Raw genomic sequence first — 26104 nt, 5'->3', positions numbered from 1 at the left:
TTCGTCGCTTCAGAACCCGCGCTGCGCGCCGCCATCGACGACGATGGACTGGCCGGTGATGTACGAGGCCTGCTCGGAAGACAGGAACGCCACCAGCGAGGCCAGCTCCTCGGGACGACCCAGTCGCCGCGCGGGAATCTGCGGCGCCACCTTCTCGTCCGTGAGGCCCAGTTGTGTCATCCGCTCGGTGGCGTGGAAGCCCGGCAGCACCGCGTTCAGCGTGACGCCGTGCTGCGCCACTTCGTTGCTCACCGTCTTCACCAGCCCGAGCAACCCGGCGCGCAGGCCGTTGGAGATGGTGAGGTTGGGCATCGCCTCACGCGCGGCCAGCGACGTCACCAGGACGATGCGGCCCCACTTGCGCTCCTTCATCCCCGGCAGCGACGCCTGGATGCCATCCACCGCCGCCATCCACAGGCTCTGGAAGCCGAGCTGCCACTGCTCCGCTGTCAGCGACTCGAAGCCGCCCGCCGGAGGCCCGCCCGTGTTCACCACGAGCACGTCCACGCCACCCAGCTTCGCGACAACCTCGTCCACCAGTCGCTTCGCCGCGCCCGGCTGGTTCAAGTCACACGGCACCGCGAGCGCCGCGCCCAACTCCTTCGCCGCGCGCTCCAACTTGTCGCCACCGCGCGAGCAGATGGCCACCGTGGCGCCTTCCTTCACCAGCGCCTGTGCCGTCGCGTAGCCCAGCCCCGCCGATGCGCCCATGACGAGCGCGCGCCTACCCTTGAGTCCGAAATCCATCCGCGTGCTCCTTCATGAATGGCACCAGCCGCTCCTGGATGAGCTGCTTCGCCCGCCCCAGGTCCACGTCCTCGGCGCGCGTCAGCCCCTCGGACAACTCGGAGACGATGCCACCGGCAATCGCCCCCACTTCATAGGCCAGCCGGTACGGCACTCGGCTGAAGCTCACCATCGAGTAGCGACTGACGAACTCGCCCGGAAAGGCATTGAGCAGCGCCTTCTCCACGGCCTTCTCCAACAGGAAGCGCGGGCTGCCGGTGCTGTCGCGCATCTCCACGAAGTTCTCCACCGCCATGTCCGCGATGGCATCCGCGTTCGTCTTGCGCAGCCGCTCCAACGTCCCGAAGACGTCCGCCCACGTGCCGTGCTGCTCCAACAGCCCATCCAGCACCGTGCAGTCCTCGAAGCCGCAGTTCATCCCCTGGCCGAAGAAGGGGACGATGGCGTGCGCCGCGTCGCCCAGCACCAGGGCCTTGTCACCCACGCGCCAGGGTGCGCACTTCACCGTCACCATGCCTCCCGTGGGCCGCGCGAAGAAGGCCTCCGTCAAATCCGGGATGAGCGCCTTCGCGTCGGGGAACTGCTCCTCGAAGAACGCCTCCAGCTTCGCGGGCGAGTCCAGCGACTCGAAGCTCACCGGCCCCTTCCACGGCAGGAACAGCGTGCACGTGAAGCTGCCATCTTCATTGGGCAGCCCGATCAGCATGTACGTGCCACGCGGCCAGATGTGCAGCGCGTGCTTCTCCATCTGGAACGCGCCGCCCGGGCCCGCCGGAATTGTCAGCTCCTTGTATCCGTGCCCCAGTTGCTCCTGCGTCGCCGCGAAGCCCGGCACCTGCTCCATCGCCTGCCGCACCGCCGAGCCGGAGCCGTCCGTGCCGAACAACACGCGGCCCGCTTCCTGGCGCTCCTGCCCCGTGGCCTCGTCCAGCACCGTGAGCGAACCCGTCGCGAGGTCCGCCTGCGTCACCCGCTGATTGAAGCGGATGCGCACCTTGCCGGTGGCCTCCGCCGCCGACATCAGGAACTTGTTCAGCCACGCCCGCGACAGCGAGTTGATGTGCTGCGAGTCGTCCTTGCCATAGGGCTGGTACGCCAGCGCCCCCTTCGGCGGGTGAATCATCCGCCCGCGCATCGGAATGGCATGCTTCAGCGCCTCCTCCTCCAGCCCCACCTGCCGCAGCGCGTACAGGCCGCGCGTGGAGATGGCGAGGTTGATGGAGCGGCCCGCGTCGATGACCTCGCGGCGCATGTCCGGGCGGCGCTCCAGCACCTCCACGGAGTAGCCCCGGCGCGCCAGGAACACGGAGAGCAGCGAACCCACGAGGCCCGCGCCCACCACGGTGACGGCTTCGTTCCGCTCACCCACGGGCATGGCCCTCCAGCGTCTTCACGAAGCGGTAGACATCGGTGAAGTTGCAGTACAGCGGCGCGGGCGCCGCGCGGATGATGTCCGGCTTGCGGAAGTCGCAGACGATGCCCGCATCCGACAGTCGCTTGAGCATCCCCTGCGCCTCGCCCTTGAAGCGCAGTGAGAGCTGAGCGCCGCGCTGCTTCGGGTCCCTCGGCGTGGTGATGCGCACGAAGGCCGGCGGCAACTTGTCCAACAGGAACTCCAGATACCCCGTGAGCCGCTCGCTCTTCGCGCGCAGCGCCTCCATGCCCGCCTTGTCGAACAGCTCGAACGACGCGCGCAGCGCCGCGAGCTGGAGGATGGGCGGGTTGGACAACTGCCACCCCTCCGCGCCCGGAATCGGGTCGAAGTCGGGACCCATCTGGAAGCGCGTCGTCTTGTCGTGCCCCCACCAGCCCTCGAAGCGGGGGATGTCCCGCGAGCGCGAGTGACGCTCGTGGACGAACACGCCGCCCAGGCTCCCCGGGCCCCCGTTGAGGTACTTGTACGAGCACCACACCGCGAAGTCCGGCCCGTCGTCGTGCAGCGACAGCTTCAAGTTCCCCGCGCCGTGCGCCAGGTCGAAGCCGACGAGACACCCCTTCGAGTGCGCCGTGCGCGTAATCGCCGCCAGGTCGAACGCCTGGCCCGTGAGGTAGTTCACGCTGCCGAGCAACACGAGCGCCACCTCGTGCCCGTGCTGGTCCAACGTGGCGAGGATGTCCTCGGTGCGCAGCGTCTCCTCACCGGGGCGCGGCTTGAGCTCCAACACCGCCTCGCGCGGGTCATACCCGTGGAAGCGCGCCTGGGACGCCACCGCGTACTGGTCCGACGGAAACGCGCCGCCTTCGACGAGGATTTTGAACCGCCCGCGCGTGGGCCGGTAGAACGACACCATCATGAGGTGCAGGTTCACCGTGAGGGTGTTCATCACCACCACTTCCTGCGGCTTCGCGCCCACCAGCCGCGCGGCCTGCTCGGTGACGAGCTCGTGGTAGTGCAGCCACGGGTGTCGCCCCTGGTGGTGCCCCTCCACGCCCAGCTTCGCCCAGTCCTCCAGCTCCTCCTGCACGTAGCGCGCGGCGTTGCGCGGCTGGAGCCCCAGCGAGTTGCCCGCCAGGTACACCACCGGCTTGCCGTCCGGGGCTTGAGGGAAGAGGAACGCGTCGCGGAAGGTGCGCAGCGGGTCCTCCGCGTCGGCGCGGCGCGCGAAGTCCTCGGAGTCCTCGTAGGGAAGCGTCGTCGTCATGGTGCGAAGTCCTCGCGAGAGCGCCCCAGCCACGCCAGGGCGTTCTTCCAGAGCAGTTGCTCGCGCGCGTCGGGCGCCAGCTCGCTCATCGATTCGATGAGAGTGCCCGGGCGCAGCTCGCCCAGGGGGAACGGATAGTCACTGCCCAGCGCCACCTTGTCCGCGCCGAACAGCTTGACGATGAAGCGCAGCGTCTCCGCGTCGTGCACCAGCGAGTCCACCCAGAAGCGGCCCAGGTAGTCGCGCGGCGGCACCTTGTTGTCCACGGCCACCAGGTCCGGACGCGCCTCGAAGCCGTGCTCGATTCGCCCCAGCGTCCCGGGGAACGAGCCGCCACCGTGCGCGAAGGCGAAGCGCAGCCTGGGCAGCCGCTCCAGCACGCCGCCGAAGATGAGCGAGCACATGGCCAGCGACACCTCCGCGGGCATGCCCACCAGCCACGGCAGCCAGTACTTCTGCATCTTCGCCTCGCCCATCATGTCCCACGGGTGGACGAAGATGGACGCGCCCAGCTCGCTCGCGGCCTCGAAGAACGGGAACAGCTTCTCGTCGGACAGGTTCCAGTCGTTGACGTGGCTGCCAATCTGCACGCCCGCCAGGCCCAGCTCCTTCACGCACCGCTCCAGCTCGCGAATCGCCAGCTCCGGCGACTGCAGCGGCACCGTGCCCAGGCCCACGAAGCGCTTGGGGTGCTCACGCACGACGGAGGCGACGTGGTCGTTCAGGAAGCGCGACAAATCCAGCCCGTGCTCCGGCTTCGTCCAGTAGCTGAACATCACCGGCACGGTGGAAATCACCTGGACGTGCACGCCCGCCGCGTCGCACTCCTCGATGCGCTTCACCGGGTCCCAACAGTTGCTCTCCACCTCGCGGAAGAACTTCCCGTCGTCGCGCAGCATCCGCGCGCGGCACGGCTGGTGATGGTCCAGCGTGATGAAGCCGCCATAGCCATAGCGCTCCGCGAAGCGCGGCAGCTTCTCCGGCAAGAGGTGCGTGTGGATGTCGACCTTCAACGCTTCGGCCCTTCCTTGGTGACCTTCGTCCCGCACTTCTTGCAGGTGCAGTTGTCCGGGTTGCCGTAGAAGTGCTCGAAGATGGGCGGCAGCTGCGTCACCAGATTGGTGACGTGCACGAACTCCTCGTAGAGCTTCTCGCCGCACGTGGGGCACAGCCACATGAAGCCGTCCAGCTCCCCGGGCAGGCGGCGGCGCTCCAGCACCAGCCCCACCGTGCCAGCGGGACGCTGCGGCGAGTGCGGCACCTTGGGCGGCAACAGGAAGATGTCCCCTTCGGAGATGGGGATGTCCACGGGCTTGCCGTCGTCGAGCACGCGCAGGTTGATGGTGCCCTCCAACTGGTAGAAGAACTCCTCGCCCTCGTTGATGTGGAAGTCCGTGCGCGAGTTGGGGCCGCCGACCACGGTGACCATGAACTCGCGGTCCGCCCACACCTGCTGGTTGCCGACGGGCGGCTTGAGCAGGTGGCGGTGCTCATCAATCCACTTCTTGAAGTTGATGGGGGTCAGGCGGCCCATTCAGTCGTCTCCGATGGTGGCGATGCACTTGAGCTCGATGGCAATGGGCGTGGGCAGCCGATTGATTTCGAGCGTCGTCCTGCACGGCGGGTTGTCCTTGAAGTACTCCGCCCACAGCCGGTTGTAGGTGGGGAAGTCCTTCTTCATGTCCGTCAGGTACACCGTGACGTCCACCAGCTTTTCCCAGGACGAGCCCGCGGCCTCCAGGATGTAGCGGACGTTGCGGAACACCGAGTGACACTGCGCCTCGATGTCGTACGAGGTGATGTTTCCCTCGGCGTCCAGCTCCACGCCGGGAATCTTCTTCACCCCGCGCTCACGCGGGCCCACGCCCGACAGGAACAACAGGTTGCCCACGCGGCGCGCGTGGGGGTACAGGCCCACGGGCTCCGGGGCCTTCTGGGAATCGACTCGCTCACTGGTGCTCACGTCGTGTCTCCGTCCAGCGCGTCACAGCTTGATGCACACGTTCTTCGGCTCGGTGAAGAAGCGCAGCGCTTCCCACCCGCCCTCGCGTCCCACGCCCGAATCCTTCACTCCACCGAACGGCGTGCGCAGGTCTCGCAGCATCCAGCAGTTCACCCAGACGATGCCGCTGTGCAGTCGGGACGCGAAGCGGTGCGCTCGCGTCACGTCCTTCGTCCACACGCTGGCCGCCAGGCCGTACTTCGTGGAGTTGGCCCACGCGAGCACCTCGTCCTCCTGGTCGAAGGGGATGATGCTGGCCACCGGCCCGAAGATTTCTTCCTGGTTGGTGCGGCACGCTGAGTCCAGTCCCTCGATGAGCGTGGGCTCCACGAACCAGCCCTCGCGGCAGCGGCCGGACAGGCTCGCGCGGCGGCCTCCGGTGAGGATGCGCCCGCCCTCCTGCTTCGCCAGGTCGATGTAGCCCATCACCTTGTCGAAGTGCTGCTGTGACACCAGCGCGCCCTGCTCGGTGCCGGCCTCCAGCGGGTCGCCCACCTTGAGCGCCCGCGTGCGCGCCACCAGCGCGTCCCTGAAGCGCTCGTAGATGGGGCGCTGCACGAAGATGCGCGGGCCGCACAGACAGATTTGTCCCTGGTTGGAGAACGACGAGCGCACCGTCGTCGCCAGCGCCTCCTCGAAGTCGCAGTCCTCGAAGATGACGTTGGGGTTCTTCCCGCCCATCTCCAGTGACAGCTTCTTGAAGTTCGGCGCCGCCACGCGCGCAATCTCCGAGCCCACGCGGGTGCTGCCCGTGAAGGAGATGGCGGCGATGTCCGGATGCTGGCTCATGGCGGCGCCCACCTTGGGGCCCAGGCCATGGACGACGTTGAGTACGCCCGGCGGCAGGCCGACTTCGCGGCAGACCTGGGACAGGAGATACGCCGTCATCGGCGTGACTTCGGAGGGCTTGGCCACCACGCAGTTGCCGATGGCCAGCGCGGGCGCGAGCTTCCACGTCAGCAGGTACAGCGGCAGGTTCCACGGGGAGATGCAGCCCACCACGCCCAGGGGCGAGCGCAGCGTGTAGTTGAGCGCCACGCCGTCGGTGGCGTGCGCCTCACTGGAGAACTGCGTCACCGCGTCCGCGAAGAACTCGAAGTTGAGGATGCTGCGCGGGATGTCCACGCTCGACGCCACGGACAGCGGCTTGCCGGAGTCGATGGACTCCGCGCGGGCGAAGTCGGCCAGGCGGCCCCGGATGGCGTCGGCCAGGCGACGAATCAGGCGGGAGCGCTCGGCGGCGGGCGTGGCGGACCAGGCCGGGAAGGCGCGCGTGGCGGCCTCCACCGCGTGCTGGATATCCGTCGCGTCCGAGTCGGGCACCTGGGCGTACGTCTTCCCCGTCGCGGGCTCCGGCTTGTCCAGCCACTGGCCACCGCGGGCGGGCAGCAGCTCCCCACCGATGTAGTTGAGCACCTTCTCCATGGCTGGACCCTCCGTGCGTGCCCGCACCACGAGTCGCTCACGGGCGCCCGCCTCCTCGGTTGCCGAGAGGGAGGGGGACCGCGGGAACCCCGGTCGAACGGCGCGCAATGTACGCAACCGACGGAGCCGTCACCAGCATCACGGCAGGCGCACCCCACCATGTCGTCCGCTCGCGTCAAACGCATGACGGCCCAGGCTGTCCGGAGGGCAGGGGAGCAGTGAAGGCCCACGGGTGGCCGGAGGGGGTGAGGGGCCGGACGGGGTTGAACCCAAGGGGAGTCGAACATGCCGATGGAACCTGTCGCGCCCATGTCGCTGGAAGAGGCTCGCGCGGCGGAGGATGCGGACTCGAGGCAGCTCCTGTCGGCCGCGACCGTCGAAGAGGCGCTCGCCGTGCTCGTGGAGATCGCCCGCCGTCTGACGCGCGCCCACCAGGCGACCGTGGTGATGACGCCCGCCGCCGGGAAGACGCGGGGGGCGAGCGTCACGTCGCTCTCACGGGCCTACGAGGTCTGGGGTGGCTACGCGGTGCCCTCCGGCGACGAGCCGGGTCGCACGGCGAGGGAGCGTCGCAGCGCGCGAGCGGAGCCCCGCGGCCGAATCTCCGCCTCGCTGCCCTCGGACGCCGGCGTGCTCTACCTCTTCGACCGGGAGGTGGGCGACTTCAGCCGCGAGGACGAGCTGGCCCTGCACCGACTCGCCCGGCTGGCGGGACTGGCGCTGGAGTCCGCGCGCCTGTTGCGTGAGGAGCAGCAGGCACGCTCGGAAGCGGAGGCCGCCGAGCAGCGCGCGGCCTTCCTCGCCGACGCCAGTCGCCTCCTGTCCACGTCCTCGCTGGACCCGAAGGCCACGCTCGACACGCTGGCCCGGCTCTGCGTGCCCATCCTCGCGGACTGGTGCTTCGTCGACATCGTGGACGAGTCGGGCACCGTGCAGCGCACGTCGGTGGCGCATGCCGACCCCGGCCAGGACGCGCTCGCCCGGCGCGTGCGGGACTTTCCTCCCGGGCCCGAGGGCAGCGCGCACCCCACCACCCGCGTGGCCCGTCAGGCCGAGTCCCTGCTCGTGGACAACATCGACGACGCGTGGCTGCGCGGCGTCTCCGTGAGCGAGGCCCACTTCGAGACGATGCGCGAGGTGGGCTTCCACGAAATCCTCGCCGTGCCGCTGCTCGCGCGAGGCCGCTCACTGGGCGCGCTCACCTTCCTCGCGGTGCGCCCCTCGCGCCACTACAACCAGACGGACTTGGAGACGGCGCAGGACCTGGCCCGCCGCGCCGCGCTCCTCGTGGACAACGCCCGGCTGTACCGCGAGGCGCGCCGCTCCGTGCGCCTGCGCGACGAGTTCCTCGCCGTGGCCAGTCACGAGCTGAAGACACCCCTCACCCCGCTCCAACTGCGCCTGCAGTGGCTGCGGCGGCAGACGCGCAAGGACCGGCCCTTCCTTCCCACGCCGCTGGTCGTCTCGCAGCTCGACGTCGTGCAGCGCCAGGTGGACAAGCTGTCGGGGCTCGTCCACGGGCTGCTCGACGTGTCGCGCCTGTCCAGCGGTCGGCTGACGCTGCATCGCGAGGACGTGAATCTGGAGGCCGTGGCGCGCGAGGTGAAAGACCGGCTTGCGGTCCCCGCCAGTCAGGCCGGAAGCCCCGTGTCGCTGTCCCTCCAGGGCGACCTGCGCGGGCACTGGGACCGCGTCCGCCTGGAGCAGGTGCTCACGAACCTGCTCGCCAACGCGCTGAAGTACGGCGCGGGCCAGCCCGTGCACATCGCGCTCCGGGGCGAGGCGGACCGGGTGCTCCTGCGCGTGGAGGACTCGGGCATCGGCATCGCGCGGGAGTACCAGTCGCACATCTTCGAGCGCTTCGGCCGCGCCGTCAGCGAGCGCCACTACGGGGGACTGGGCCTGGGGCTCTACATCACCCGGCAGATTGTCGAGGCCCACGGCGGCGAAATCGGCGTGCGCAGCGAGCCGGACATGGGCAGCCGCTTCGAGGTCAGCCTCCCCCGGCACGAGAGCACCGCGTGAGTCCTCCCGCGCTCGGCTATAAAGGCGCTGGGAGGAAACAACATGTCACGCAAGGTGGCCCTCATCACCGGAGCTTCGGCTGGCCTCGGAGTGGATTTCGCGCGGCGCTTCGCCCGGGACGGGCACGACGTCATCCTCGTCGCGCGCGGAGCGGCGCGGCTGGAAGCGCTCGCCGCGACGCTGGAGAAGGAGCACGGGGTGAAGGCCCACGTGCTGCCCACGGACCTGTCCCAGCCGGACGCGCCCGAGCAGCTCTTCGCGCAGGTGGCCGAGCGCGGGCTGGAGGTGGAGTTCCTCGTCAACAACGCGGGCTTCGGCTCCTCGGGCCCCTTCCTGGACCAGGACGTGAAACGCGAGGCGGAGATGGTGCAGGTGAACTGCACCGCGCTGCTGAAGCTCACGCACCTGTTCGCCCGGCCCATGCGTGAGCGCGGCCACGGGCGCATCCTCAACGTGGCCTCCACCGCCGCCTTCCAGGCCGGGCCCTACATGTCCACGTACTACGCGACGAAGGCGTTCGTCGTGTCGCTGTCGGAGGCGCTGGCGTACGAGCTGAAGGGCACCGGCGTGACGGTGACGTGCTCCTGCCCCGGCGCGACACACACGGAGTTCGCGCAGAAGGCGGGCAATGACAAGAGCCGCCTGTTCCAGCGCTCCGGTGTGGCGAAGCCCGAGGACGTGGTGGAGCACGCCTACAAGGCGATGCTGCGCGGGCGGGTGCTGGCCATCCACGGCGCGCTCAACGGGCTGGCCGCCTTCATGGTGCGCTTCAGCCCGCGCTCCGCCGCGCGCGCCATCGCCGCGGGGCTCAACCAGCAGGCCTGAGCACGCTCACGCCGATGGAGGGGCCGTGACACTTCGGAAGAAACGGAAGCGTCACGGCCACCCGTCCCACGGTCAGTTGAAGGTGGCGGTGAAGAGCAGCGAGAAGTGGGTGACGTTCCAGTCGTCCCCATCGTCGTTGTCGCTGCGGATGCGGCCCAGCGCCACCTCGCCGCCGATGCCCACCGCCCAGTTGTTGCTCACCCACCACTCCTTGCCCAGGCCAAAGTGCAGGCCGACGCCGGAGTCCGTCTCCGCCTCGCGCTCGCCGTCCTGGGTGATGCTCAGCTGGTTGGCCACCACCGCGCCAGAGATGTAGAGGTTGACGGGCATGAAGTAGTACGTGGCGCCCACGCCGAGCGCGGCGTAGTTGCTGCTCACGTCGCCGTCGTCGTCACCCTCGATGGTGGTGTCGCCAAACTGGATGTCCGGGTTCGGCGTGGAGGTGCCGAAGAGCTTCCCGTAGATGATGAAGTTCTCGATGAGCGCGTAGCCCAGCTCCAGGTTGATGGTGGCGCCGGCGCCCTTGAGCGCCAGGTCAATCTCCTGCGCCTCGGAGTGGGTGTAGGCGATGCCGAGCTGACCGCGCAGGTAGAAGCCGTCGTGGGTGTGCCGCCCTGGGGTTTCGTCCGCGAACGCCGCCGAGGTCGGAAGAAGCACTGCCGCGAAGAGCCAGAAGAGTCGCATGATGGGAGTCCTTGCTTCGGAGGCCCGCCCCGGCCGGGGGGCTGGAACCGGGGTTATGCAGCACGTCGGCCCGGTGAATCCAGTCCCCGGAAGCCCTGTGCTTCCGGTGCGCGCGGCTAATACCCCGACGCGGGACAACCTGCGCATCAGCCGCCTCGCCTGGGACCCCTGGCCGTGCTCTGCTGCGCCGCCCGGCGCGTCTGTCCGCGCTGAACCGACCTGGAGAGGGATGCAATGACGCAGACCGTGGACCCCTCGGAGCTGGCCCGACGCCTCGACGCCGCGCGGCGAGAGCGGCGCGAGGTACCGCCCCTCACCAACGAGCTGCCGAAGCTCACGCTGCCGGAGGCCTACGCCGTCCAGGAGGCGGGCCTCCAACTGCGCCTCGCCGACGGTGAGCGCGTCGTCGGCCTGAAGATGGGCCTGACGTCCGAGGCCAAGCGCCGGCAGATGAACCTGGACTCGCCCGTGTACGGCGTCCTCACGGACCGGATGCGCGTGGCGGCGGGCGGGGTCATCGCACTGGGCCAGGGCATCCACCCGAAAATCGAGCCGGAGATTGCCTTCCGCACCGCGCGCGAGCTGCGCGGGACGGTGACGCGCGAGGAGGCGCTGGACGCGTGCGAGTCCGTGTTCGCCGCGATGGAAATCCTCGACTCGCGCTACCGCGACTTCAAGTACTTCTCCCTGCCGGACGTGGTGGCGGACAACTCGTCCTCCTCGCTGTTCGTCCTCGGGGAAGAGGAGCACCCGCCGCGCTCGCTGGATTTGACGCGGCTGGAGATGAAGATGTCGGTGAACGACGCGCTGGCGCAGTCGGCCCGCTCGGACGCCATCTCCGGGGACCCGGTGTTGTCGGTGGTGCAGTTGTGCGAGCTGCTCGCGCTGCGCGGCCAGGTGCTCCCCGCCGGCAGCATCGTCCTGGCGGGCGCCGCCACGGTCGCGCACATGCTCCAGCCCGGAGACCGGGTGCGGCTCATCGTGGAGGGCCTGGGCTCCGTGGCGGTGTCGGCCGCGTAGCTCAGTGCATCCAGGACGACACGCCCGCGCTCGAGTGGCGCGGGCTCGTGTCGGCCTCTTCCCAGCGCACCGGGTAGCGGTCCCCGTGCTGGCGCAGGAACGCGTCCAGGCGCTTCAAGTCCAGCCGCTCCGGCATCGGGTAGCGCGCGGCCATCGCCCGCTTCACCGCGGGGTGGTAGCGGACGACGGCGGCGAAGTCGCGCGGATACTCCTGCTCGTCCACGCCCAGGAACTCACCCCGGTCCAAACCCCGGGAGAGCAGCTCCCGCCAGCGTTGCAGCGGCGCCAGGCCAATGGACTCCACGCCCCGGGAGCAGAGCATGAGGTACAGCGCTTCCCACGGCTCGGACGCGTCCAGGTAGTGCTCCAGCGCGCGCGCCGAGGGCCGCGTGTTGAGCACCATCCAGAACGGCACCGCGCCGCCGCGCAGCGCCCACCAGGGCTCCATCAGAATCGACGACTCCACCAGCAACCGCCCCAGCGGCATGTGCCTGTCGCGGTACCAGTGCCGGTACAGGTCCGCCACCAGCGGGCTGAGCGCCTCCGGCTCCGGATAGACGATGCGCCGCAGTCGCCAGCGTCGCTTGCGCGCCAGGCGCTGGAGGTCCTCGCTCAGCGCGGGCTCGTAACCCCACTCCGCTTCCGGGCTGTCGCTGTCCGGAGGCGGCGTGGGCCAGCGCGGACGCGGCGAGCCCTGGCGCCGCAGGTACGCCTCCACGCGCGGGCCGCCCAGGTAGTACTCGTCAGGGCTCGCGCCGCCGAGCGCCCCGTGCTGGAAGACGTGCCGCTCGCCCTGTCGCAGCGTCGGCCAGCGCAGCTCGCACTCGGACACGAAGAGGGTGGCGCCGGGCTCCAGCACGTCCTCCAGGAAGCGGACGTAGGCGACGCCCAGGCGTCGTCGCTTCACCCGGAAGTGCGTCAGCCCTCGCAAGAGGAGCCGGTCGTGGTTGGCGTCGTGCGTGTGGTGCAACTGGAGGTCTGGATGGGACTCCAGCAACCGGCGCGCGGGCTCTCGCGCGAAGTCCAGGTGCTGGAGCGGCTCGTCCACGGGCACGCGCCCGTCGTGACGCACGGCGAGCAGTTGCGTCTGGGGCAGCCACGGAATGCCCAGCGCCGCGCACAGGTGGACCAGGGCGCCGTTGGAGGAGCCCACCACGGCGGCCGGATAGCGTTGGCGCGGATAGCGGGCCACCACCCAGCGCGACAGGGCCTCCGCATCGAAGTGCGTCAGCGCGCGCGGCGTGAGGGCCTCGGCCAGTCCGCTGCGGACATAGGCGGCCTCGCGCCTCGGCACCGGGAGGCGGTTGACGACGGGGAGCAGCGCCTCGAACAGCGGGCTCGTGTGGCGGTGGGTGCCCAGCGCGGGAAAGTCGCGGCCGTGCAGGAAGCCCGCGAGCGCGCGCAGCATGGCGGCCGACGAGTCGAAGTCCGCGACGAAGCGGCGCGCCCTCATGGCGGCCCCGCTTCACACCCGGAGCGCTTCGGCGGATCCCAGCCGGGACTCCTCGCGTGCGGCAGGTCCATACCCCCTCCAGGGCGGTGACGCGTCCATCGGGAAGGTAGGCCCTGAAGAGCACCCGAGCAGGCCGCCGACACCGGCCTGCCCGCCCGAGGGCCCAGGAGGCGTCCTGGCGTCGCTCAGGGCTTGGGCTGGCGCGTGGTGAGCGGCGGGTCCGCGGTCACTCGCAGGCCGTGGGCCGCATGGGCGCGCGAGCACGGCTGGAGCCGGGCCTCCGTGGGGCCCAGCGTCTCGAGCACGAAGGAGGAGTCCTTGTGCCGGGGCGGCGACTCCGGCCAGTGGCCCCGCTCGGCGCGCGCCAGGTCGACCTCCGCCAGGGTGATGAGCGCGTCGTGCTGGAGCTTGCGCAGGTCCAGTCGCTCGGCGTACTCGCCGTAGGTGGCGACGTGGGGCCCATGGATGGAGCCCAACTGCTCTTCCTCCTCGCTGGCTTCCATGAGGGCGAAGGCCCGCCGGCGCGCCGGAGTGGGCAGGTCCGCCGCGGTCGTCAGCGCGTCGAAGCCCTCCACCAGCGTCCACCACGCGCGTCGCGCCGCCAGGGGGCCGTCGTCGGAGGCCTCCGCGTCCCGCAGCTCCGGCGGCACGCAGTCCTGACTGCCCGAAGGCAGCGCGGCCAGGGCCTCGTCGGACAGCAGCCCCCGGAAGTGGACCAACTGCACCAGCGCCGACTCGTGCCGCAGCGTCATGGAGAAGGGCGCGAAGCCCTCGGCCAGCTTCACCAGCTGCGAAATCGCCAGCCGCTTGCGCTCCGTCGGCGCCGCGTCCAGCGCGTCCGCGCACGGCCGGTAGAGCACGCCGTGGCCCGTGGCGGAGAGCAGTTGCCCCTCCATCCCCCCGCCCAGCTCCAGCTCCCGGCTCAGCGCCAGCGCGTCCAGGCACGTGTCCAGCGCCGCCAGGGGCCGCCCCTCGGCGAGCTTCAGCCGCGTGTCCAGCGCGGCCAGGTTCACCACGTACATCAACGCGAACCTGCCGTTCGCGCGCGCCTGGGTGAAGGGCGCGAGCACCCCCAGGCTCCGCGGCAGCCCGCCGACCTCCGCGTGGGTCGCCGCCAGCACCTGCTCCAACAGGGGCCGCGCCCGCTCCAGCGTCTCGGCGCACGCCGAGGACAGCGCCGACGTCGGCAGCTTCCCGTCCGCCACGTCCCGGCAGGACTGCCCCAGCGTGGAGTCCGGCCCCGTGCCCGACTTCTGTCGCTCCTGGTACAGGTGCAACACGTCATCCAGCAGCGGCTCCAGGTGGCGGGCGAAGGTGCCCGGCCTCGGCGGATGCGCATGCGAGGGCCGCGCATACCGCGCTTGCGTCAGCTCGTTCACCTCGCGCACCAGCCGCGCTTCCAGCGGCCCCGTGCGCAACTTCACGTACGCCAGGCCCCCCGCGCAGGCGAGGAGGACGGCGAACACGCCTCCAGCGACTGTGACGAGAGAGCGGTGAGAAGTCATGAGGGGGAGTAACGCGGGCCGAAGCCTCGCACGAAACCCCGGCTCCAGGGATTTCCACCCATCCTTGGATAGGCTTCACTGCCAGTCCGGGCTCAGCCGGCGCTGCGGCGGGGGGCGACGAAGCCGTGGCCCAGGCGTTTGAGGAGGTGTTCGGCCAGGGCACGGGCCTGGGTGCGAATCTCCGGCACGGCCGTGGTCTCCCACAGCTCTCCGCGCCGCAGGGGGCCCAGGGTGAAGAGGCGGCCCCCGGCATGTCCGCGCGCGTCCAGCAGCGCCCCGTGGCGGTCGGTGTCCAGGCCCAGGCCGAGCGCATCCGGGCGCACCCGGCCCGCCTCCGCCAGGTGCTTGAGCAGCGGGTGGCCATGGCGGGTGACAGAGCCCTCCGGCCCCGTGCAGTTGACCACGTGGTGGACCTGGAGCTGCTCCTCCCGCCGCTCGCCCCGGCGCCGCACGCTCACCCGCACCGTGCCGGAGTCGTCCAGTTGGAAGCCGCGCACCCGGGCCGCGGACAGCGCGAGCCGGCCCTGGGCCCTGAGCCGCTCCACCCCGTCGCCGACATCCGGCGCCATCCGGTGGCGGTGCACGTCCCAATAGGCGCGCAGGTGCCGCAGGAAGCGCCTGCGCTCCCCGTCATCCAGCCGCTGCCACAGGGGCACCGTCACGGGCCGCAGCGCGTCCACCACCGCGCGCCAGCTCGCCCCGGCCTGTGTCGCGAGCCGCACCTCGTGGCGGAGGACGCGCAAGAGCGCGCGCACCCTCACGGGGATGGGATGGGAGGGCTCCGGAGCGCGCAGTCCCTCGCGGCGCAGCGCGCGCAGCACGTCGCGGATGCCGGGCGACGCATACGTCCCCGGGGCCGCCGCGCGCGGATGACGGTGCGGCAGGAGCCCGTGCCGCGACAGCGCGTGCAGCGGGCCCTGGTGTCCCATCTCCTCCAGCGACAGCACGGCGTCCACCATGGTGAGGCCCGTGCCGATGAGCAGCACGGCGTCGTGCTCGCCAATGCCCGCCAGCGCATCCGGTGCCCACGGCGAGCGGTGATAACGCGGGCTCGCATACAGTCCGCCGTCCGCCACGCGCAGGTCCGCGGGGCTCGCGTTGCCCAGCGCCAGCACCACCGTCCGCGCGACGAGCTCTCCGCCACTCCGCGTCGACAGCGTCACCAGTCCGCCATGCTCCCGGGTGGACGTCACCTCGCCTGCCAGCGTCTCCAACTGGACGCCCGGCGGAGCGCGCGCGACGGTCTCCTTCAGCACGGCCTCCAGGTACTGGCCGTAGCGCAGGCGGGGGACGAAGTCGCCGGCCTCCGTGTCGGGTGTTTCCTGGCGCAGCCAGCGCAGGAAGTGCTCGGGCTCGTCCGCGAAGGCGCCCATCCGCGAGGCGGGGACGTTGAGCAGGTGACGCTGACTCCGGGTCGAGTAGGCAAGCCCCTGTCCCACCCGCCCGCCGCGCTCCACCAGGAGAATCCGGAACGGCGCGCGTGCTTGCCGCAAGAGGTGGATGGCCAACAACGTTCCGCTGGCCCCGCCCCCCACCACGGCCACGTCCCAAGGGCTGCTCTGAACTTGCACGCCGCAATCCTATGTCCGCTCCCGTCCAGCGGCATCCGTGGATGTGCGTGGACAATCGAATGCCAACCCCTGGTCGCGGTACGAGAGCGTGTCCACACTCCCACGCACATCCCGGGAGGATCCATTGCGCGAGCGCCCCAATGAAGACTGGGACGGAGAAGTCCCGGACGCGAGAAGCCTGCTGGGCTGGCCCCTGCCCGAGCGACGCGGGTCCATTCCCTCGCTGTCGTGGTTGGTGGAGAGGCTTCGCGACAGCCGGCCCGACTGGGGGCTGCTGGAGTCGTTCGTCGAGTTCGACCCCGCGCGCTACGTGCGCAAGACGCTGGCGAAGACGCGGGCGTGCGAGCTGCTGCTGGTGTGCTGGGGCCCGGGCCAGGGCTCGCTCGTCCATGACCACGGGGGCTCGTCGGGTGTGTCCCTGCTGGTGCGAGGCGAGCTGCGGGAGACGCGCTACGCGTGGGCTGGAGACAGGCTGGTGCCCGACGTGTCCGTGCGCGCGGCGGAGGGAGACCTGCTGCTCGAGGAGTCGGACACCATCCACCGCGTCCTCAACACGTCGCGGCGCGGCGCCGTGTCACTGCACCTCTATGCGCCGCCGATGGAGGGCATGACGCCCTACGACGACCAGGTGGCGTCGCTCAAACCGCCGCGTCCAGCTGACGTGGGGGCTGGGCGAAGGCGCCGGCCACGGGCAGGGTGACGCGGAAGATGCTGCCCTGACCGGGCGCGCTCTCCACCGTCAGCGTGCCGCCCAGGGACGTGACGATGCCGTGACACACCGCGAGGCCCAGGCCGGTGCCCACGCCCAGGGGCTTGGTGGTGAAGAACGGGTCGAAGATGCGCTCGCGGTGCTCGGGGGAGATGCCGCAGCCGGTGTCGCGCACCTCGACGGCGACGCGGCCGGGCATCGCCTCGCGCGCCACGACGCGCACCTCGTTCACCTCCACCTGACCGGGGACGATGGCCTGCGCCGCGTTGAGCAGCAGGTTGAGGAATACCTGCCCCAGCCGCGAGCCGTTGCCCTGCACGGGCGGCACGCCGTCACACTCGACGACGAGTCGCGCGCGGTGCCGCAGCTCATGCATGGCCATCTTCGCCGCCGTGCGCACCACCGCGCCCACGTCCGAGGGCCCGCTGCCCACGTCCTCCGAGCGCGACAGCGTCTGCAAATCACGCACGATGAGGCGGATGCGCTCGGCGCCGTCGCGCGTCTCCGCCAGCGCCTCCAGCACCTCCTGGCGCTCGCGCTCGGGGAGCTGCTCCTTCTGCTGGAGCTCCTGGTGGATGTACTCCAGGTTGCTGAGGATGAAGGCGAGGGGGTTGTTGATTTCGTGCCCGACACCCGCGGCGATGCGGCCCAGGGCGATGAGCCGGTCCGCGAAGAGCAACTGAGCCTGGGTGGCGTGCAGCTGCTCCAGGCTGCGGGACAGCTTCGCGTTGGCGGCCTCCAGCTCCGCGGTCCGCTCCCGCACCGTCTCCTCCAACCGCCTGCCCGACTCGCCGGCCTCGCGGGTGAGGTCCGTCCCTGGACGCTCCGCTCCGTGTGGAAATCCCGCGCGAGTCTGGAAGGCGCGGCGCAGCGTGCCGCGCCGTTGCGCCACCGCTGACATCAACAGCACCCTGGCTCGTAGCGTCATCACGTCGCGGTCCCGGCGTCAGGTGTCCGTCCCGAGTGCTGCGCGCGGAGGAGGAGCGGACCTTCCCAGTCAACACCGCCGGGCCGTGTCGGGCAAGGAGCCGATGTCGGCCCGCGCGAGGGTGGGTGCCCGTCCAGATGGTTAGTCGACGCCCGCGCTCCCGGCGGACTCCGACAGCGTTGGCGAGTGGAAGGTCCGCGTGTCACCGCGCCGGTGTGGGTGCTTCTCGGAGGTGGGGATGGGAGGCCCCGCTCTGCTCCGGCGCTCGCGCGCGACTGCTCAACGTCACCGCGAGCACCGAGGGCAGCCAGCGCCGCGCCCACCACCCCACGCCGCCCACCAGGCAGACCCCCACGCCCAGTGCCAGCAGGGCGCGCGGTAACTCGATGGCGCGACGCGTCCGCGTCACCGGCCGCGCCCGGACCACGAGTCTTGGCGGCTCCGCTTCGGCCAGGGGCTCGACGGTCTGAATCGCGGGCAGCCTCCCGGAGTGGCTGGAGCGCCGTCCTCGCGACGGGGTCCGCGGGCTTGGGCCGTCGGGTGGGAGCTCGGCGGCGTCCGGGAACAGCGGCTGCTCCCACGCCGCGTCGGCGCTGGCGAGCGCGGTCTCCAGGGCCTCGCACCAGGTTCTCGCGGTGCCCCGGCGCCAGGGCTGCTTGGAGAGCAGCCGCAGACACAGCTCGCTGAGTTCCCACGGCACCCGGGGGTTGAGCACGTACGGCGTCACCGGAGGGTGGTGGATGACGGCCAGTTCTCCCTCGGGTGTCTCGACCTGCTCGAAGGGGTAGCGCGCGGTGAGCATCCAGTAGAGGACGACTCCGAGCGCATACAGGTCATCCGCGATGGTGGCCGGGTACACGCCGTCGCGGCCCTCGCGGCGGAAGGCCAGGGCCTCCGGGCTGCGGTAGCGCGGGGTTCCGGGGGGCAGCACGCCGCGCGGCAGTCGGGGCGCTCCGGAGTAGTCCCCCACGCCGAAGTCCATCAACACCGGCGTGCCGTCCTCCTCGCGCACCACCACGTTGGCTTCCTTGATGTCGCGGTGGAGCACCTGCGCCGCGTGCGCGGCCTCCAGTCCTCGCCCCATCCCCAGCGCCAGCCGCGCCGCGCTCCGTGCCCCGGGGTTCTCCTCTTCCACCCACTGGGCCAGCGGGCGCCCGCGCACGTACTCCATCGCCAGATAGAGCCACTCGGGCGCCTCCGGCGGGAACAGGCCGCCTTCGCGGAAGCCCACCACGTTGGGGTGCGCCAGCCGCGTCAGGATGGCCACCTCGCGCCGGGCCCAGCCGCCCAACTGCGCCAGCGACTGGAGCTTGAGCGCCACGGCCTGTCCGTCGCGAGTGGCCCGATACACCACGCCGCAGCCGCCCGCGCCCAGCAGTCCTTCCACCGTGTAACCGGCGATGTCCGTGCCCTCGGGCGCGTCCAGGACGTGAAGACCGTTCATGCCACCTCCCGTGTCCGGCCCGACCTCGGGAATGGGGAGAGACTAACACCACCCAGGGGGACGTCCCCACCGGCGGGGGCCCGGGGGGCCCGACACGCCGGCGCGGACTGTGTCGTGGAAGACCAACGGTCCGCCCTCAGGGGCACGTGCCACAATCCGCGCGGCAGCTCAACGCGGTGGTGTCCGTGCCGCAGCGCTCGGTGAACTGACAGATGCCGTCGCCGCAGCGATAGATTTCCTGCGAGCGAATCCGCGCGGTGATGGGGCGGTACGACTTCCCGTTGTACGCGCAGCTCTCGTAGTAGGGCTGGGGCGTGGTGCCGACGACCGCGGGCTGGCACAGCGTGGCGCACATGCCCACGTGGGTGATGGGAGGGCACGCCTGCGTGGGGCCCGACGCCAGTCCACACGTGCGCGGGGTGCTCTTGTCCGCGGACAGGTAGGGCTGGTCATTGGCCGCGAAGACGCCGGTGCCGTCGAACAGGTTGCCGAAGAAGCACGCCTCCTGCTGGTTGTACGTGGCCAGCTCCTCCGCCGTGTAGGGGATGGGCGCGTTCGTTTCGGACGTGGTGAGGCCCAGCACGGAGATGGGCACGTGGAGGCCGTACTTGTTCGCGTGCGCCGCGAGGCAGGCGGAGACCACCTGCTGCTCCACCTCCGTCGCCGGCAGCCCCGAGGCCCAGCGCGGCGCCAGCCCCAGCGCTCCGAGCCACATGTGTGTGATTCCCGTCACCGGATTGGTGAACTGGCGCGCCACCCCCGCCTGCACCGCGCACGTCACCACGTAGGCCATCACCGAGTCCGCCGTCGCCGGATCCTGGTTGAACCAGGTCACGAAGCCATTCGTGGACAGGCCATTTGTCGACAGGCCATTCGTGGACAAGCCATTCGTGGACAGGCCATTTGTCGACAGGCCATTCGTGGACAGGCCATTTGTCGACAGGCCATTTGTCGACACCTGGCTTTGTCGCAGGTGTCCAAGGTCATCCCCCACCGGTTCCACCCCCACGCCACAGGCCCCTGTTCCAAGCGCCAGACTCAGGAGCCCCGCGAGCCATCCCCGGGCGTGGAGTTGGAGAGCGGTGGTGTGACGACGCGACGGCGAAGCTGGTGTGCGGTGCATGCTTTTCCCCCGTGTGTGGCAGTCAGCGTTCGCTGACCACCTTGCCGCCCACCTGTTTCAGCACTCCCAAAGAATGCCGCTGTAACTGATGGGTTCGACAAGATTTGCCGGGGTTTCAGGCTTTTGCATGCCGCATGGGAAATAATGTTCCCATGGAAGCTGAATCACAACAGTCAGGCTGTAAGGTCCAGGACTCAGGCAGTCCTGGATGAAATGGAATCAACGGATGTCTGTGATTTCCGGGAGGCCTAGATTGGTTCCGGGAATTCCAGGGACAAGGCCGCCGCGGGGGTGAGGGCGAAGCCCTCGGGTCCGCGCAGTCGCCAGGCGCCCACGTCGGTGACGGGGCCTCCCACGACTTCGGACTCTCCGGTGTCGCCGCGCGTCTCGGCCTGGCCCAGGTGCAGGCACAGGTGGACGCGGGCATCCACGGGGTCGGCGAGCTTCTGCGCGGCCTGCTGGAGGATGCGCAGGGAGCGCTCGGCCTCGCGCAGGTACGCGGTGCGCTCCGGCGTGGGCGCCCCGTTCTCCAGGGGGCGCACGGCCAGCAGGGTGGTGCCGGACTGGAGCGCGAGCAGGAAGCCGCCGCCGCGCAGGCCCTGCTCGAGTCCGTCCAGCACATCCGCGAGCACGGCGTACATCGCGTCGTCGTCCTGGGCGGCGGAGGGCAGCATCACCTCCGCGTGGACGGCGAGCGCCAGCCGGGAGCGGTTCGCGGGCTGCACGGGCTCCTCCGCGGCGTCGGCGAGCGAGGCGAGGAAGGCGCCCACGCTGCTGAAGCGCCGGCTGGCGTCCTTCTCCAGACAGCGCAGCACCACCGCGTCCACGGCGGGGGACACCGGCGCGATGGCGCTGGGCCGGGGAGCGGGGGCCTCCAGGTGCAGCCGCTCCAGCTCCATCCGGTCCTCGCAGAGGAACGGGTAGCGGCCGGTGAGCAACTGGTGCAGCAGCACGCCCAGCGCGTAGATGTCCGTGTACGGGCCAATGGTGGAGCCGCGGAACTGCTCGGGCGCCATGGCGTGCGCGGTGCCCAGCCGCTGGCCGGCGATGGTGAGGCCCTCCTGCGAGGGCTCCGCGTGCATCAGCTTGGCGATGCCGATGTCGAGCAGCTTCACCCGGGGCTTCTCGCCCTCCTCCACGACGAGGATGTTGCTGGCCTTCAAGTCGCGGTGGACGACGCCGGCGCGGTGCGCGGCCTCCAGCGCGCCGCACACGGGCTCCAGGTAGGCGCGCGCGCGGGACGCGGAGAGCCGGCCGCGCTCCTGCACCACCTGGCCCAGCGTCCGGCCCGCGAGCAGCTCCATGACGTAGTAGGGGCTGCCGTCCGGCATCAGCCCGAAGTCATAGACATCCACGATGTTGGGGTGGCGAATCTGGTTAACCACGCGGGCCTCGCGCACGAAGCGCTTGAGCATCTCGCCCTGATCCGCCAGGTGCGGATGCAGCACCTTCACCGCGGCGCGGCGGCCCAGAATCCGGTGCTCGGCTTCGTAGACGCTGCCGTGTCCACCGGAGGCGAGCAGGGCCTTGAGGATGTACTCGCCCGCAAGCGTGCCAGGGCCCCGTTCACCTCGGCCCGCATCGCCACGACCTCGCTCGGAGCCATGCAGATCCGCCCGTGCCTGGATGCGGAACGTGCTCTCGGAGTCGGCCGCCATGTGTGGTCAGCACCCTACCACCCACCCTGGAGCCCTGCTGCATGCCCCGGGCCCGAAGCGACCGCCGCGTCGCGCCAATCCCCGCCATGCGTTCACCACCCATCACCTCGGGTGGGGTGCGCGGGGGCAGATGTTGCCTTGCGAATGCTCGGACGCCCCAACACCCCGGGTGGTTGGACGCCGTGGCTGGGGACTGCTGGATTCTCGGGACGTGACATCACGCGTGCGAGTCGGGGCAGGTCGGGTGGACGGAAGCGGCGCGTGGTGCCGGGGGGCCTCTTGATGACGACATTGGATGACCTCACGACCTGCGCCGGCATGGCGCTGGCTCCGCCTTCCTCGACGGGTGCCTGCCTCATCCTCATCAGCACCACCACGCCCGCGGCCATCGGCAAGGCGTACCGGCTGGAGCCCGGCGAGCACATCATCGGCCGAGGCTCCGAAGCCACGGTGCGCATCGACGACCACGGCGTCTCGCGAAAGCATGCCCGCATCATCCGCGCGCTCGACGGGGGCTGCCACGTCACGGATTTGGAGTCGACCAACGGCACGCTGCTCAACGGCACTCCCATCGCCACGGCGGAGCTTCAAGAGGGAGACCGGCTCCAGATTGGCACCGTCACGGTGTTCCGCTTCTCCAAGCGGGAGCTCCTGGAGCAGCGTGAGGAGCAGCTGCGGCAGGCGTTGTCCGCCGCGCGCGTGGGCATCTGGGATTGGAACGCGCAGAGCGGCCGGGTGACGTGGAGCGAGCAGGTGGACCGGCTGTTGGGGCTGGCGGTGGGAAAGCTGTCCGGCCGCGCCATGGAGCTGGAGGAGGTGGTGCACCCCGGCGACCTGCCGCGCGTGCGGGAGGCCCTGTCCACCGCGCTGGAGAAGAAGACGCAGGTGGATGTGGAGTACCGCATCGAGCCGCAGGGCAGCGGGTGGCGGTGGATTTCCTGCAAGGGTGACGTGCTGTGCGACGCGTCGGGCATGCCGGCGCGGGTGACGGGCACGGTGATGGACATCACCGCGCGCAAGCAGGCCGAGCAGGAGCTGAACCGTCAGGCGCTCATCTTCGAGAGCATCTACGACGGCGTGGTGATTACCGATTTGGGCGGCGGCATCATCGACTGGAACGCCAGCGCGGAGCGGATGTTCGGCCGCAACAAGACGGAGGCGCTGGGGCAGACGCTCTTCCGCGTGCTGCATCCGGAGGAGCCGGACCGGCTCACCGGCATGGTGCTCGCCGCGCTGGAGAAGCAGGGGCGGTGGACGGGGGAGCTGGAGTTCAAGCGCCACGACGGCACCACCTGCTGGTGCGAATCCGTCGTCGTGCCGCTGCGCGACAGCGAGGGGCGCACCATCGCCAACATCATGGTCCACCGCGACACGTCGGAGCGAAAGCAGCTCCAGGCGCACCTCGTCGTGGCGGACCGGCTGGCGTCGGTGGGCACGCTGGGCGCGGGCGTGGCGCACGAAATCAACAACCCGCTGGCCTACATGCTCGTCAACCTGCACCTGGTGCGCGAGGGGCTGGAGCGGATGGAGAGCCAGGTGCCCGCGGCGGCCATCGCCTCGCTCCAGCAGTTGGTGCGCGAGACGACCGAGGGCGCCGAGCGCATCGCCACCATCGTCCGCGACTTGAAGGTCTTCGCGCGCGGCGAGCAGGAAGTGCGGCTGATGCCGGTGGACGTGCGCCGCGCGGTGGAGCTGGCGTGCAAGATGGCGGACAACGTCATCCGCCACCGCGCGCGGCTGGTGACGGAGTTCGAGCCGGTGGCCCCGGTGGAGGCCAGCGAGTCGCGGCTGTGCCAGGTGTTCCTCAACCTGCTGCTGAACGCGGCGCAGGCGATTCCGGAGGACCGCTCGCCGGAGCACGAGCATGAAATCCGCGTCGTCATCCGCGCGGGAGACCGCGGCCGGGTGCTGGTGGAGGTGCGGGACACGGGCATGGGGATGTCGCCCGAGGTGATGGACCGCATCTTCGACCCGTTCTTCACCACGAAGCCCGTGGGCGTGGGCACGGGGTTGGGGCTGTCCATCTGCCACGGCATCATCGAGTCGATGGGCGGCTCCATCCATGCGGAGAGCGACCCGGGCAAGGGGAGCACCTTCCGCGTGGTGTTGCGCGCGGCGACGCGGGAGCTGGAGGTGTTGCCGAGGCTGACGGCGGTGGTGGCCGTCAATGCGCGGGCGCGCATCCTCGTCGTGGATGACGAGCCGAACGTGACGTTGGCGCTCCAGCGCTCGCTGGCGGCGGACCATGAGGTCGCCACGGCGAACAGCGCGCAGGCGGCGCTGAGGTTGCTCAACGAGGGCAGCCGCTTCGACCTCATCCTCTGCGATGTGATGATGCCGGGGATGACGGGCATGGACCTGTACCACGAGCTGGGGCGCAGCGTGCCGGAGCAGGCGGGCCGCATGGTGTTCATGACGGGCGGCGCCTTCACCCCGCGCACGGTGTCCTTCCTGCGCGACGTGCCCAACCTGAAAATCTCCAAGCCGTTGGACCTCACCCAGCTCCGGGAGTTGGTGGGTCGTTCAGCGGAGGCGGGCAGATGAGCAGCCCCCTGGAGCCCATCGTGTCCTCCACTCCTGTTGTTCCCGAGGTCGCCGGCGAGACGCGTCTGGCGGTGGTCTCCGATGAAGCACCGTCCCCTGTCCGCGAGCCGAGGGAGGGGACCGCGCGTGCGCTGGGGATGGGGCTCGTCGTCGGCGCGCTCCTGGCCGTCACCAACGTGTCCATGGGGTTGAAGCTGGGCTGGTGGGAGAGCGGCTCCGTCACGGCGGCGGTGTTGGGCTTCGGTGGTCTCGCGGCGGTGTCACGCAGGCGCGGCTCGCCGTACACGCCGCTGGAGAACAACCTCACGCAGGTGACAGCGGTGTCGGTGGGCGCGATGCCGGCGGCCGCGGGGCTCCTGGGGCCTTTGCCCGCGCTGATGCTGCTGGGGTTGGACGTGCCCGGCGTGGGAGTGGCGGTGTGGAGCGTGGCGCTGGGGGTGCTAGGCGTGCTGGCGGCGCACCTGTTGCGGCGGCGGTTGATGGAGGAAGAGGCGCTGGCCTTTCCCACCGGCATCACCACGGCGGAGCTCATCACCGCGATGCATGCCTCGGCGCCCGAGGAGAATCGCGGGCGCGGGGTATGGTTGGCGGTGGCGGCGGGGGTGTCCGCGGCAATCACGGCGGTGCGCGATGTGCTCCAGAAGCTGCCCGGAATGGTGGCGGCGCCGGGCTCGGTGGGCGGGGTGTCGACCGCGTCGCTGACGTGGGGGCTGGCGTGGAGTCCCATGCTGCTCGCGGTGGGGATGATGGCGGGGCTGCACCTGGGCTTGAGCATGCTGGCCGGGGCGCTGGTGGGGTGGGGCGTGCTCGCGCCGTGGCTCTTGAATACAGGCGCGGTGAAGGACGCGACCTATGACTCCCTGCTTGGCTGGCTCACGTGGCCGGGCGTGGGGTTGCTGGTGGGCTCGGCGGTGGTGTCGCTCGCGGCGCAGGCTCGGGACTTTTGGGGCGCTGCGAAGGATTTGGGCTCACTGAAGCGGGGTGGAACGCTCCCTCGGTGGGCGTGGCTGTGCGGCGGCGCGGCGGCGGTGGTGACGCTGGCGCTGGGCGTGGGCATGTTTGGGATGAGCGTGCCGCAGGTGTTGCTGGCGCTGGTGGTGTTGCTGCCGCTGTGCGCGGTGTGCGCGCGTGGCGCGGGACAGGTGGATGTGTCGCCGGTGACGCAGGTGGGGCAGCTCTCGCAGGTGGCGGCCGGGGTGCTGCTGCCTGGGGCGGTGGCGCCGAACATCGCGGTGGGCGGTGTGGTGTCCGGGGCGGCGGCGCAGACGGGCGTGAGCATGTGGGCGCTCAAGGCTGGGCACCTGCTGGGGGCCTCGCCACGGAGGATGCTCGGGGCGCAGTTGGTGGGAGTGCTGGCGGGTTCGCTGGTGAGCGTTCCGGCGTATCTGCTGCTGACGCGAGCGTATGGATTGGGCTCGGAGGCGTTGCCCGCGCCGTTCTCACATCAGTTCCGCGCGGTGGCGGAGCTGGCGGTGAAGGGGCTCGCGGGTCTGCCGCCGAACGCGGCGCTGGCGGGTGGCGTGGCGGCGGGTGTCGGCGCGCTTTTGACGCTGTTGGCGCGAGGTCGGGCGGCGCGGTGGATGCCTTCACCGGTGGCGATGGGAATCGGCTTCATCCTGCCCGCCTACTTCGCGGTGACGCTGTGCCTGGGTGGAGCGATGGCGGCGGTGGCGCGGTGGCGTTGGCCGCACGCGACGGGGCGCAATGTGCCCGCGCTGGCAGCGGGCGCGATTGCCGCGGAGTCGCTCGTGGGCGTGCTCATCGGCGCGCTCAAGCTGCTGGGCCTCATGGCGTAGCGG

At 70.5% G+C, this 26104-nt stretch carries 21 protein-coding genes; 6 read left to right on the top strand and 15 right to left on the bottom strand.

Features of this window, described 5'->3' with window-relative positions; all coding sequences use genetic code 11:
* Positions 1-9 precede the first annotated feature (9 nt).
* From HUA78_RS10485 to HUA78_RS10455, 7 genes are read right to left on the bottom strand one after another with little or no spacing between them, the layout of a single operon-like run.
* Positions 10-747 carry an SDR family oxidoreductase gene (locus HUA78_RS10485; RefSeq protein WP_141645132.1) on the bottom strand — a complete coding sequence of 246 codons (738 nt, stop codon included), beginning with the start codon at positions 745-747 and terminating at the stop codon, positions 10-12.
* Entirely contained in the window at positions 725-2122 is a 1398-nt protein-coding gene (locus HUA78_RS10480; RefSeq protein ID WP_217442434.1) for an NAD(P)/FAD-dependent oxidoreductase, read from the bottom strand. Before HUA78_RS10480 ends, HUA78_RS10485 begins: the two co-directional genes overlap by 23 nt.
* A complete protein-coding gene (gene kynU / locus HUA78_RS10475) occupies positions 2109-3389 on the bottom strand; it encodes a kynureninase (protein ID WP_141645130.1) in 1281 nt (426 codons plus the stop codon). Before kynU ends, HUA78_RS10480 begins: the two co-directional genes overlap by 14 nt.
* Complete coding sequence (locus HUA78_RS10470) at positions 3386-4402, bottom strand: amidohydrolase family protein (protein WP_141645129.1); 1017 nt, start codon at positions 4400-4402, stop codon at positions 3386-3388. The genes kynU and HUA78_RS10470 overlap by 4 nt, the downstream gene beginning before the upstream one ends.
* On the bottom strand, positions 4399-4923 hold the full coding sequence (gene nbaC / locus HUA78_RS10465) for a 3-hydroxyanthranilate 3,4-dioxygenase (protein WP_141645128.1): 525 nt from the start codon (positions 4921-4923) through the stop codon (positions 4399-4401). Before nbaC ends, HUA78_RS10470 begins: the two co-directional genes overlap by 4 nt.
* Entirely contained in the window at positions 4924-5352 is a 429-nt protein-coding gene (locus tag HUA78_RS10460; RefSeq protein WP_141645127.1) for a RidA family protein, read from the bottom strand.
* 21 nt (positions 5353-5373) lie between these two features.
* On the bottom strand, positions 5374-6816 hold the full coding sequence (locus HUA78_RS10455) for an aldehyde dehydrogenase (protein WP_174476215.1): 1443 nt from the start codon (positions 6814-6816) through the stop codon (positions 5374-5376).
* 285 nt (positions 6817-7101) lie between these two features.
* On the opposite strand from HUA78_RS10455, the gene HUA78_RS10450 reads away from it, so the two are divergent.
* Both HUA78_RS10450 and HUA78_RS10445 read left to right on the top strand, forming a co-directional pair.
* Positions 7102-8841 (top strand): HAMP domain-containing sensor histidine kinase, encoded by a 1740-nt coding sequence (locus tag HUA78_RS10450; RefSeq protein ID WP_174454449.1) that lies wholly within the window; start codon positions 7102-7104, stop codon positions 8839-8841.
* A gap of 42 nt (positions 8842-8883) precedes the next feature.
* Complete coding sequence (locus HUA78_RS10445; RefSeq protein WP_141645124.1) at positions 8884-9666, top strand: SDR family oxidoreductase; 783 nt, start codon at positions 8884-8886, stop codon at positions 9664-9666.
* Positions 9667-9738: 72 nt separating this feature from the next.
* On the opposite strand, the gene HUA78_RS10440 is transcribed toward HUA78_RS10445, so the two are convergent.
* Positions 9739-10350, bottom strand: a complete 612-nt coding sequence (locus HUA78_RS10440; protein ID WP_174454450.1) for an outer membrane beta-barrel protein — start codon at positions 10348-10350, stop codon at positions 9739-9741.
* Positions 10351-10584: 234 nt separating this feature from the next.
* Here HUA78_RS10440 and HUA78_RS10435 point away from each other — a divergent pair, with 234 nt between their 5' ends.
* Complete coding sequence (locus HUA78_RS10435) at positions 10585-11370, top strand: 2-keto-4-pentenoate hydratase (protein WP_174454451.1); 786 nt, start codon at positions 10585-10587, stop codon at positions 11368-11370.
* Position 11371: 1 nt separating this feature from the next.
* Here HUA78_RS10435 and HUA78_RS10430 read toward each other — a convergent pair whose 3' ends face one another.
* From HUA78_RS10430 to HUA78_RS10420, 3 genes are all read right to left on the bottom strand, one after another.
* Positions 11372-12823, bottom strand: coding sequence for a hypothetical protein (locus HUA78_RS10430; protein WP_174454452.1), 1452 nt, complete (start codon positions 12821-12823; stop codon positions 11372-11374).
* Positions 12824-13008: 185 nt separating this feature from the next.
* A complete protein-coding gene (locus tag HUA78_RS10425) occupies positions 13009-14289 on the bottom strand; it encodes a hypothetical protein (protein WP_174454453.1) in 1281 nt (426 codons plus the stop codon).
* 131 nt (positions 14290-14420) lie between these two features.
* A complete protein-coding gene (locus tag HUA78_RS10420) occupies positions 14421-15899 on the bottom strand; it encodes an FAD/NAD(P)-binding protein (RefSeq protein WP_174454454.1) in 1479 nt (492 codons plus the stop codon).
* Between the two features lie 124 nt (positions 15900-16023).
* Between HUA78_RS10420 and HUA78_RS10415 the strand changes: the two genes are divergently transcribed.
* Complete coding sequence (locus HUA78_RS10415) at positions 16024-16599, top strand: cysteine dioxygenase family protein (RefSeq protein WP_174476214.1); 576 nt, start codon at positions 16024-16026, stop codon at positions 16597-16599.
* Here the strand turns inward: HUA78_RS10415 and HUA78_RS10410 are convergent.
* The 4 genes from HUA78_RS10410 to HUA78_RS10395 all read right to left on the bottom strand — a co-directional run bounded on the left by HUA78_RS10410 (position 16538) and on the right by HUA78_RS10395 (position 21761).
* On the bottom strand, positions 16538-17536 hold the full coding sequence (locus HUA78_RS10410; protein ID WP_174454839.1) for a sensor histidine kinase: 999 nt from the start codon (positions 17534-17536) through the stop codon (positions 16538-16540). The genes HUA78_RS10415 and HUA78_RS10410 overlap by 62 nt on opposite strands.
* Before the next feature lie 202 nt (positions 17537-17738).
* On the bottom strand, positions 17739-18980 hold the full coding sequence (locus HUA78_RS10405; protein ID WP_174454456.1) for a serine/threonine-protein kinase: 1242 nt from the start codon (positions 18978-18980) through the stop codon (positions 17739-17741).
* Positions 18981-19116: 136 nt separating this feature from the next.
* The gene (locus tag HUA78_RS10400; RefSeq protein ID WP_174476213.1) at positions 19117-20103 is read right to left on the bottom strand and encodes a hypothetical protein; all 987 of its coding nucleotides are present in this window, start codon (positions 20101-20103) and stop codon (positions 19117-19119) included.
* A gap of 248 nt (positions 20104-20351) precedes the next feature.
* Positions 20352-21761 (bottom strand): serine/threonine-protein kinase, encoded by a 1410-nt coding sequence (locus tag HUA78_RS10395; RefSeq protein WP_174476212.1) that lies wholly within the window; start codon positions 21759-21761, stop codon positions 20352-20354.
* 282 nt (positions 21762-22043) lie between these two features.
* Between HUA78_RS10395 and HUA78_RS10390 the strand changes: the two genes are divergently transcribed.
* Positions 22044-24305 carry a PAS domain S-box protein gene (locus HUA78_RS10390; RefSeq protein WP_141647412.1) on the top strand — a complete coding sequence of 754 codons (2262 nt, stop codon included), beginning with the start codon at positions 22044-22046 and terminating at the stop codon, positions 24303-24305.
* Entirely contained in the window at positions 24302-26101 is a 1800-nt protein-coding gene (locus tag HUA78_RS10385) for an OPT family oligopeptide transporter (protein WP_174476211.1), read from the top strand. Before HUA78_RS10390 ends, HUA78_RS10385 begins: the two co-directional genes overlap by 4 nt.
* The last annotated feature ends 3 nt before the right edge of the window (positions 26102-26104 follow it).

It is taken from the genome of Myxococcus sp. CA033 (assembly GCF_013336625.1).
Taxonomy (GTDB): domain Bacteria; phylum Myxococcota; class Myxococcia; order Myxococcales; family Myxococcaceae; genus Myxococcus; species Myxococcus llanfairpwllgwyngyllgogerychwyrndrobwllllantysiliogogogochensis.
The sequence above is the reverse complement of the archived record's forward strand: the minus strand, read 5'-3'. Positions and strand labels throughout refer to the sequence as shown.

Bases quoted from the DNA above. Each gene is read 5' to 3' on its own strand.
- HUA78_RS10485 (WP_141645132.1), bottom strand. From the start codon at position 747: ATGGATTTCGGACTCAAGGGTAGGCGCGCGCTCGTCATGGGCGCATCG.
- HUA78_RS10480 (WP_217442434.1), bottom strand. From the start codon at position 2,122: ATGCCCGTGGGTGAGCGGAACGAAGCCGTCACCGTGGTGGGCGCGGGC.
- kynU (WP_141645130.1), bottom strand. From the start codon at position 3,389: ATGACGACGACGCTTCCCTACGAGGACTCCGAGGACTTCGCGCGCCGC.
- nbaC (WP_141645128.1), bottom strand. From the start codon at position 4,923: ATGGGCCGCCTGACCCCCATCAACTTCAAGAAGTGGATTGATGAGCAC.
- HUA78_RS10455 (WP_174476215.1), bottom strand. From the start codon at position 6,816: ATGGAGAAGGTGCTCAACTACATCGGTGGGGAGCTGCTGCCCGCCCGC.
- HUA78_RS10450 (WP_174454449.1), top strand. From the start codon at position 7,102: ATGCCGATGGAACCTGTCGCGCCCATGTCGCTGGAAGAGGCTCGCGCG.
- HUA78_RS10445 (WP_141645124.1), top strand. From the start codon at position 8,884: ATGTCACGCAAGGTGGCCCTCATCACCGGAGCTTCGGCTGGCCTCGGA.
- HUA78_RS10440 (WP_174454450.1), bottom strand. From the start codon at position 10,350: ATGCGACTCTTCTGGCTCTTCGCGGCAGTGCTTCTTCCGACCTCGGCG.
- HUA78_RS10435 (WP_174454451.1), top strand. From the start codon at position 10,585: ATGACGCAGACCGTGGACCCCTCGGAGCTGGCCCGACGCCTCGACGCC.
- HUA78_RS10430 (WP_174454452.1), bottom strand. From the start codon at position 12,823: ATGAGGGCGCGCCGCTTCGTCGCGGACTTCGACTCGTCGGCCGCCATG.
- HUA78_RS10410 (WP_174454839.1), bottom strand. From the start codon at position 17,536: ATGACGCTACGAGCCAGGGTGCTGTTGATGTCAGCGGTGGCGCAACGG.
- HUA78_RS10405 (WP_174454456.1), bottom strand. From the start codon at position 18,980: ATGAACGGTCTTCACGTCCTGGACGCGCCCGAGGGCACGGACATCGCC.
- HUA78_RS10400 (WP_174476213.1), bottom strand. From the start codon at position 20,103: ATGCACCGCACACCAGCTTCGCCGTCGCGTCGTCACACCACCGCTCTC.
- HUA78_RS10395 (WP_174476212.1), bottom strand. From the start codon at position 21,761: ATGGCGGCCGACTCCGAGAGCACGTTCCGCATCCAGGCACGGGCGGAT.
- HUA78_RS10390 (WP_141647412.1), top strand. From the start codon at position 22,044: ATGACGACATTGGATGACCTCACGACCTGCGCCGGCATGGCGCTGGCT.
- HUA78_RS10385 (WP_174476211.1), top strand. From the start codon at position 24,302: ATGAGCAGCCCCCTGGAGCCCATCGTGTCCTCCACTCCTGTTGTTCCC.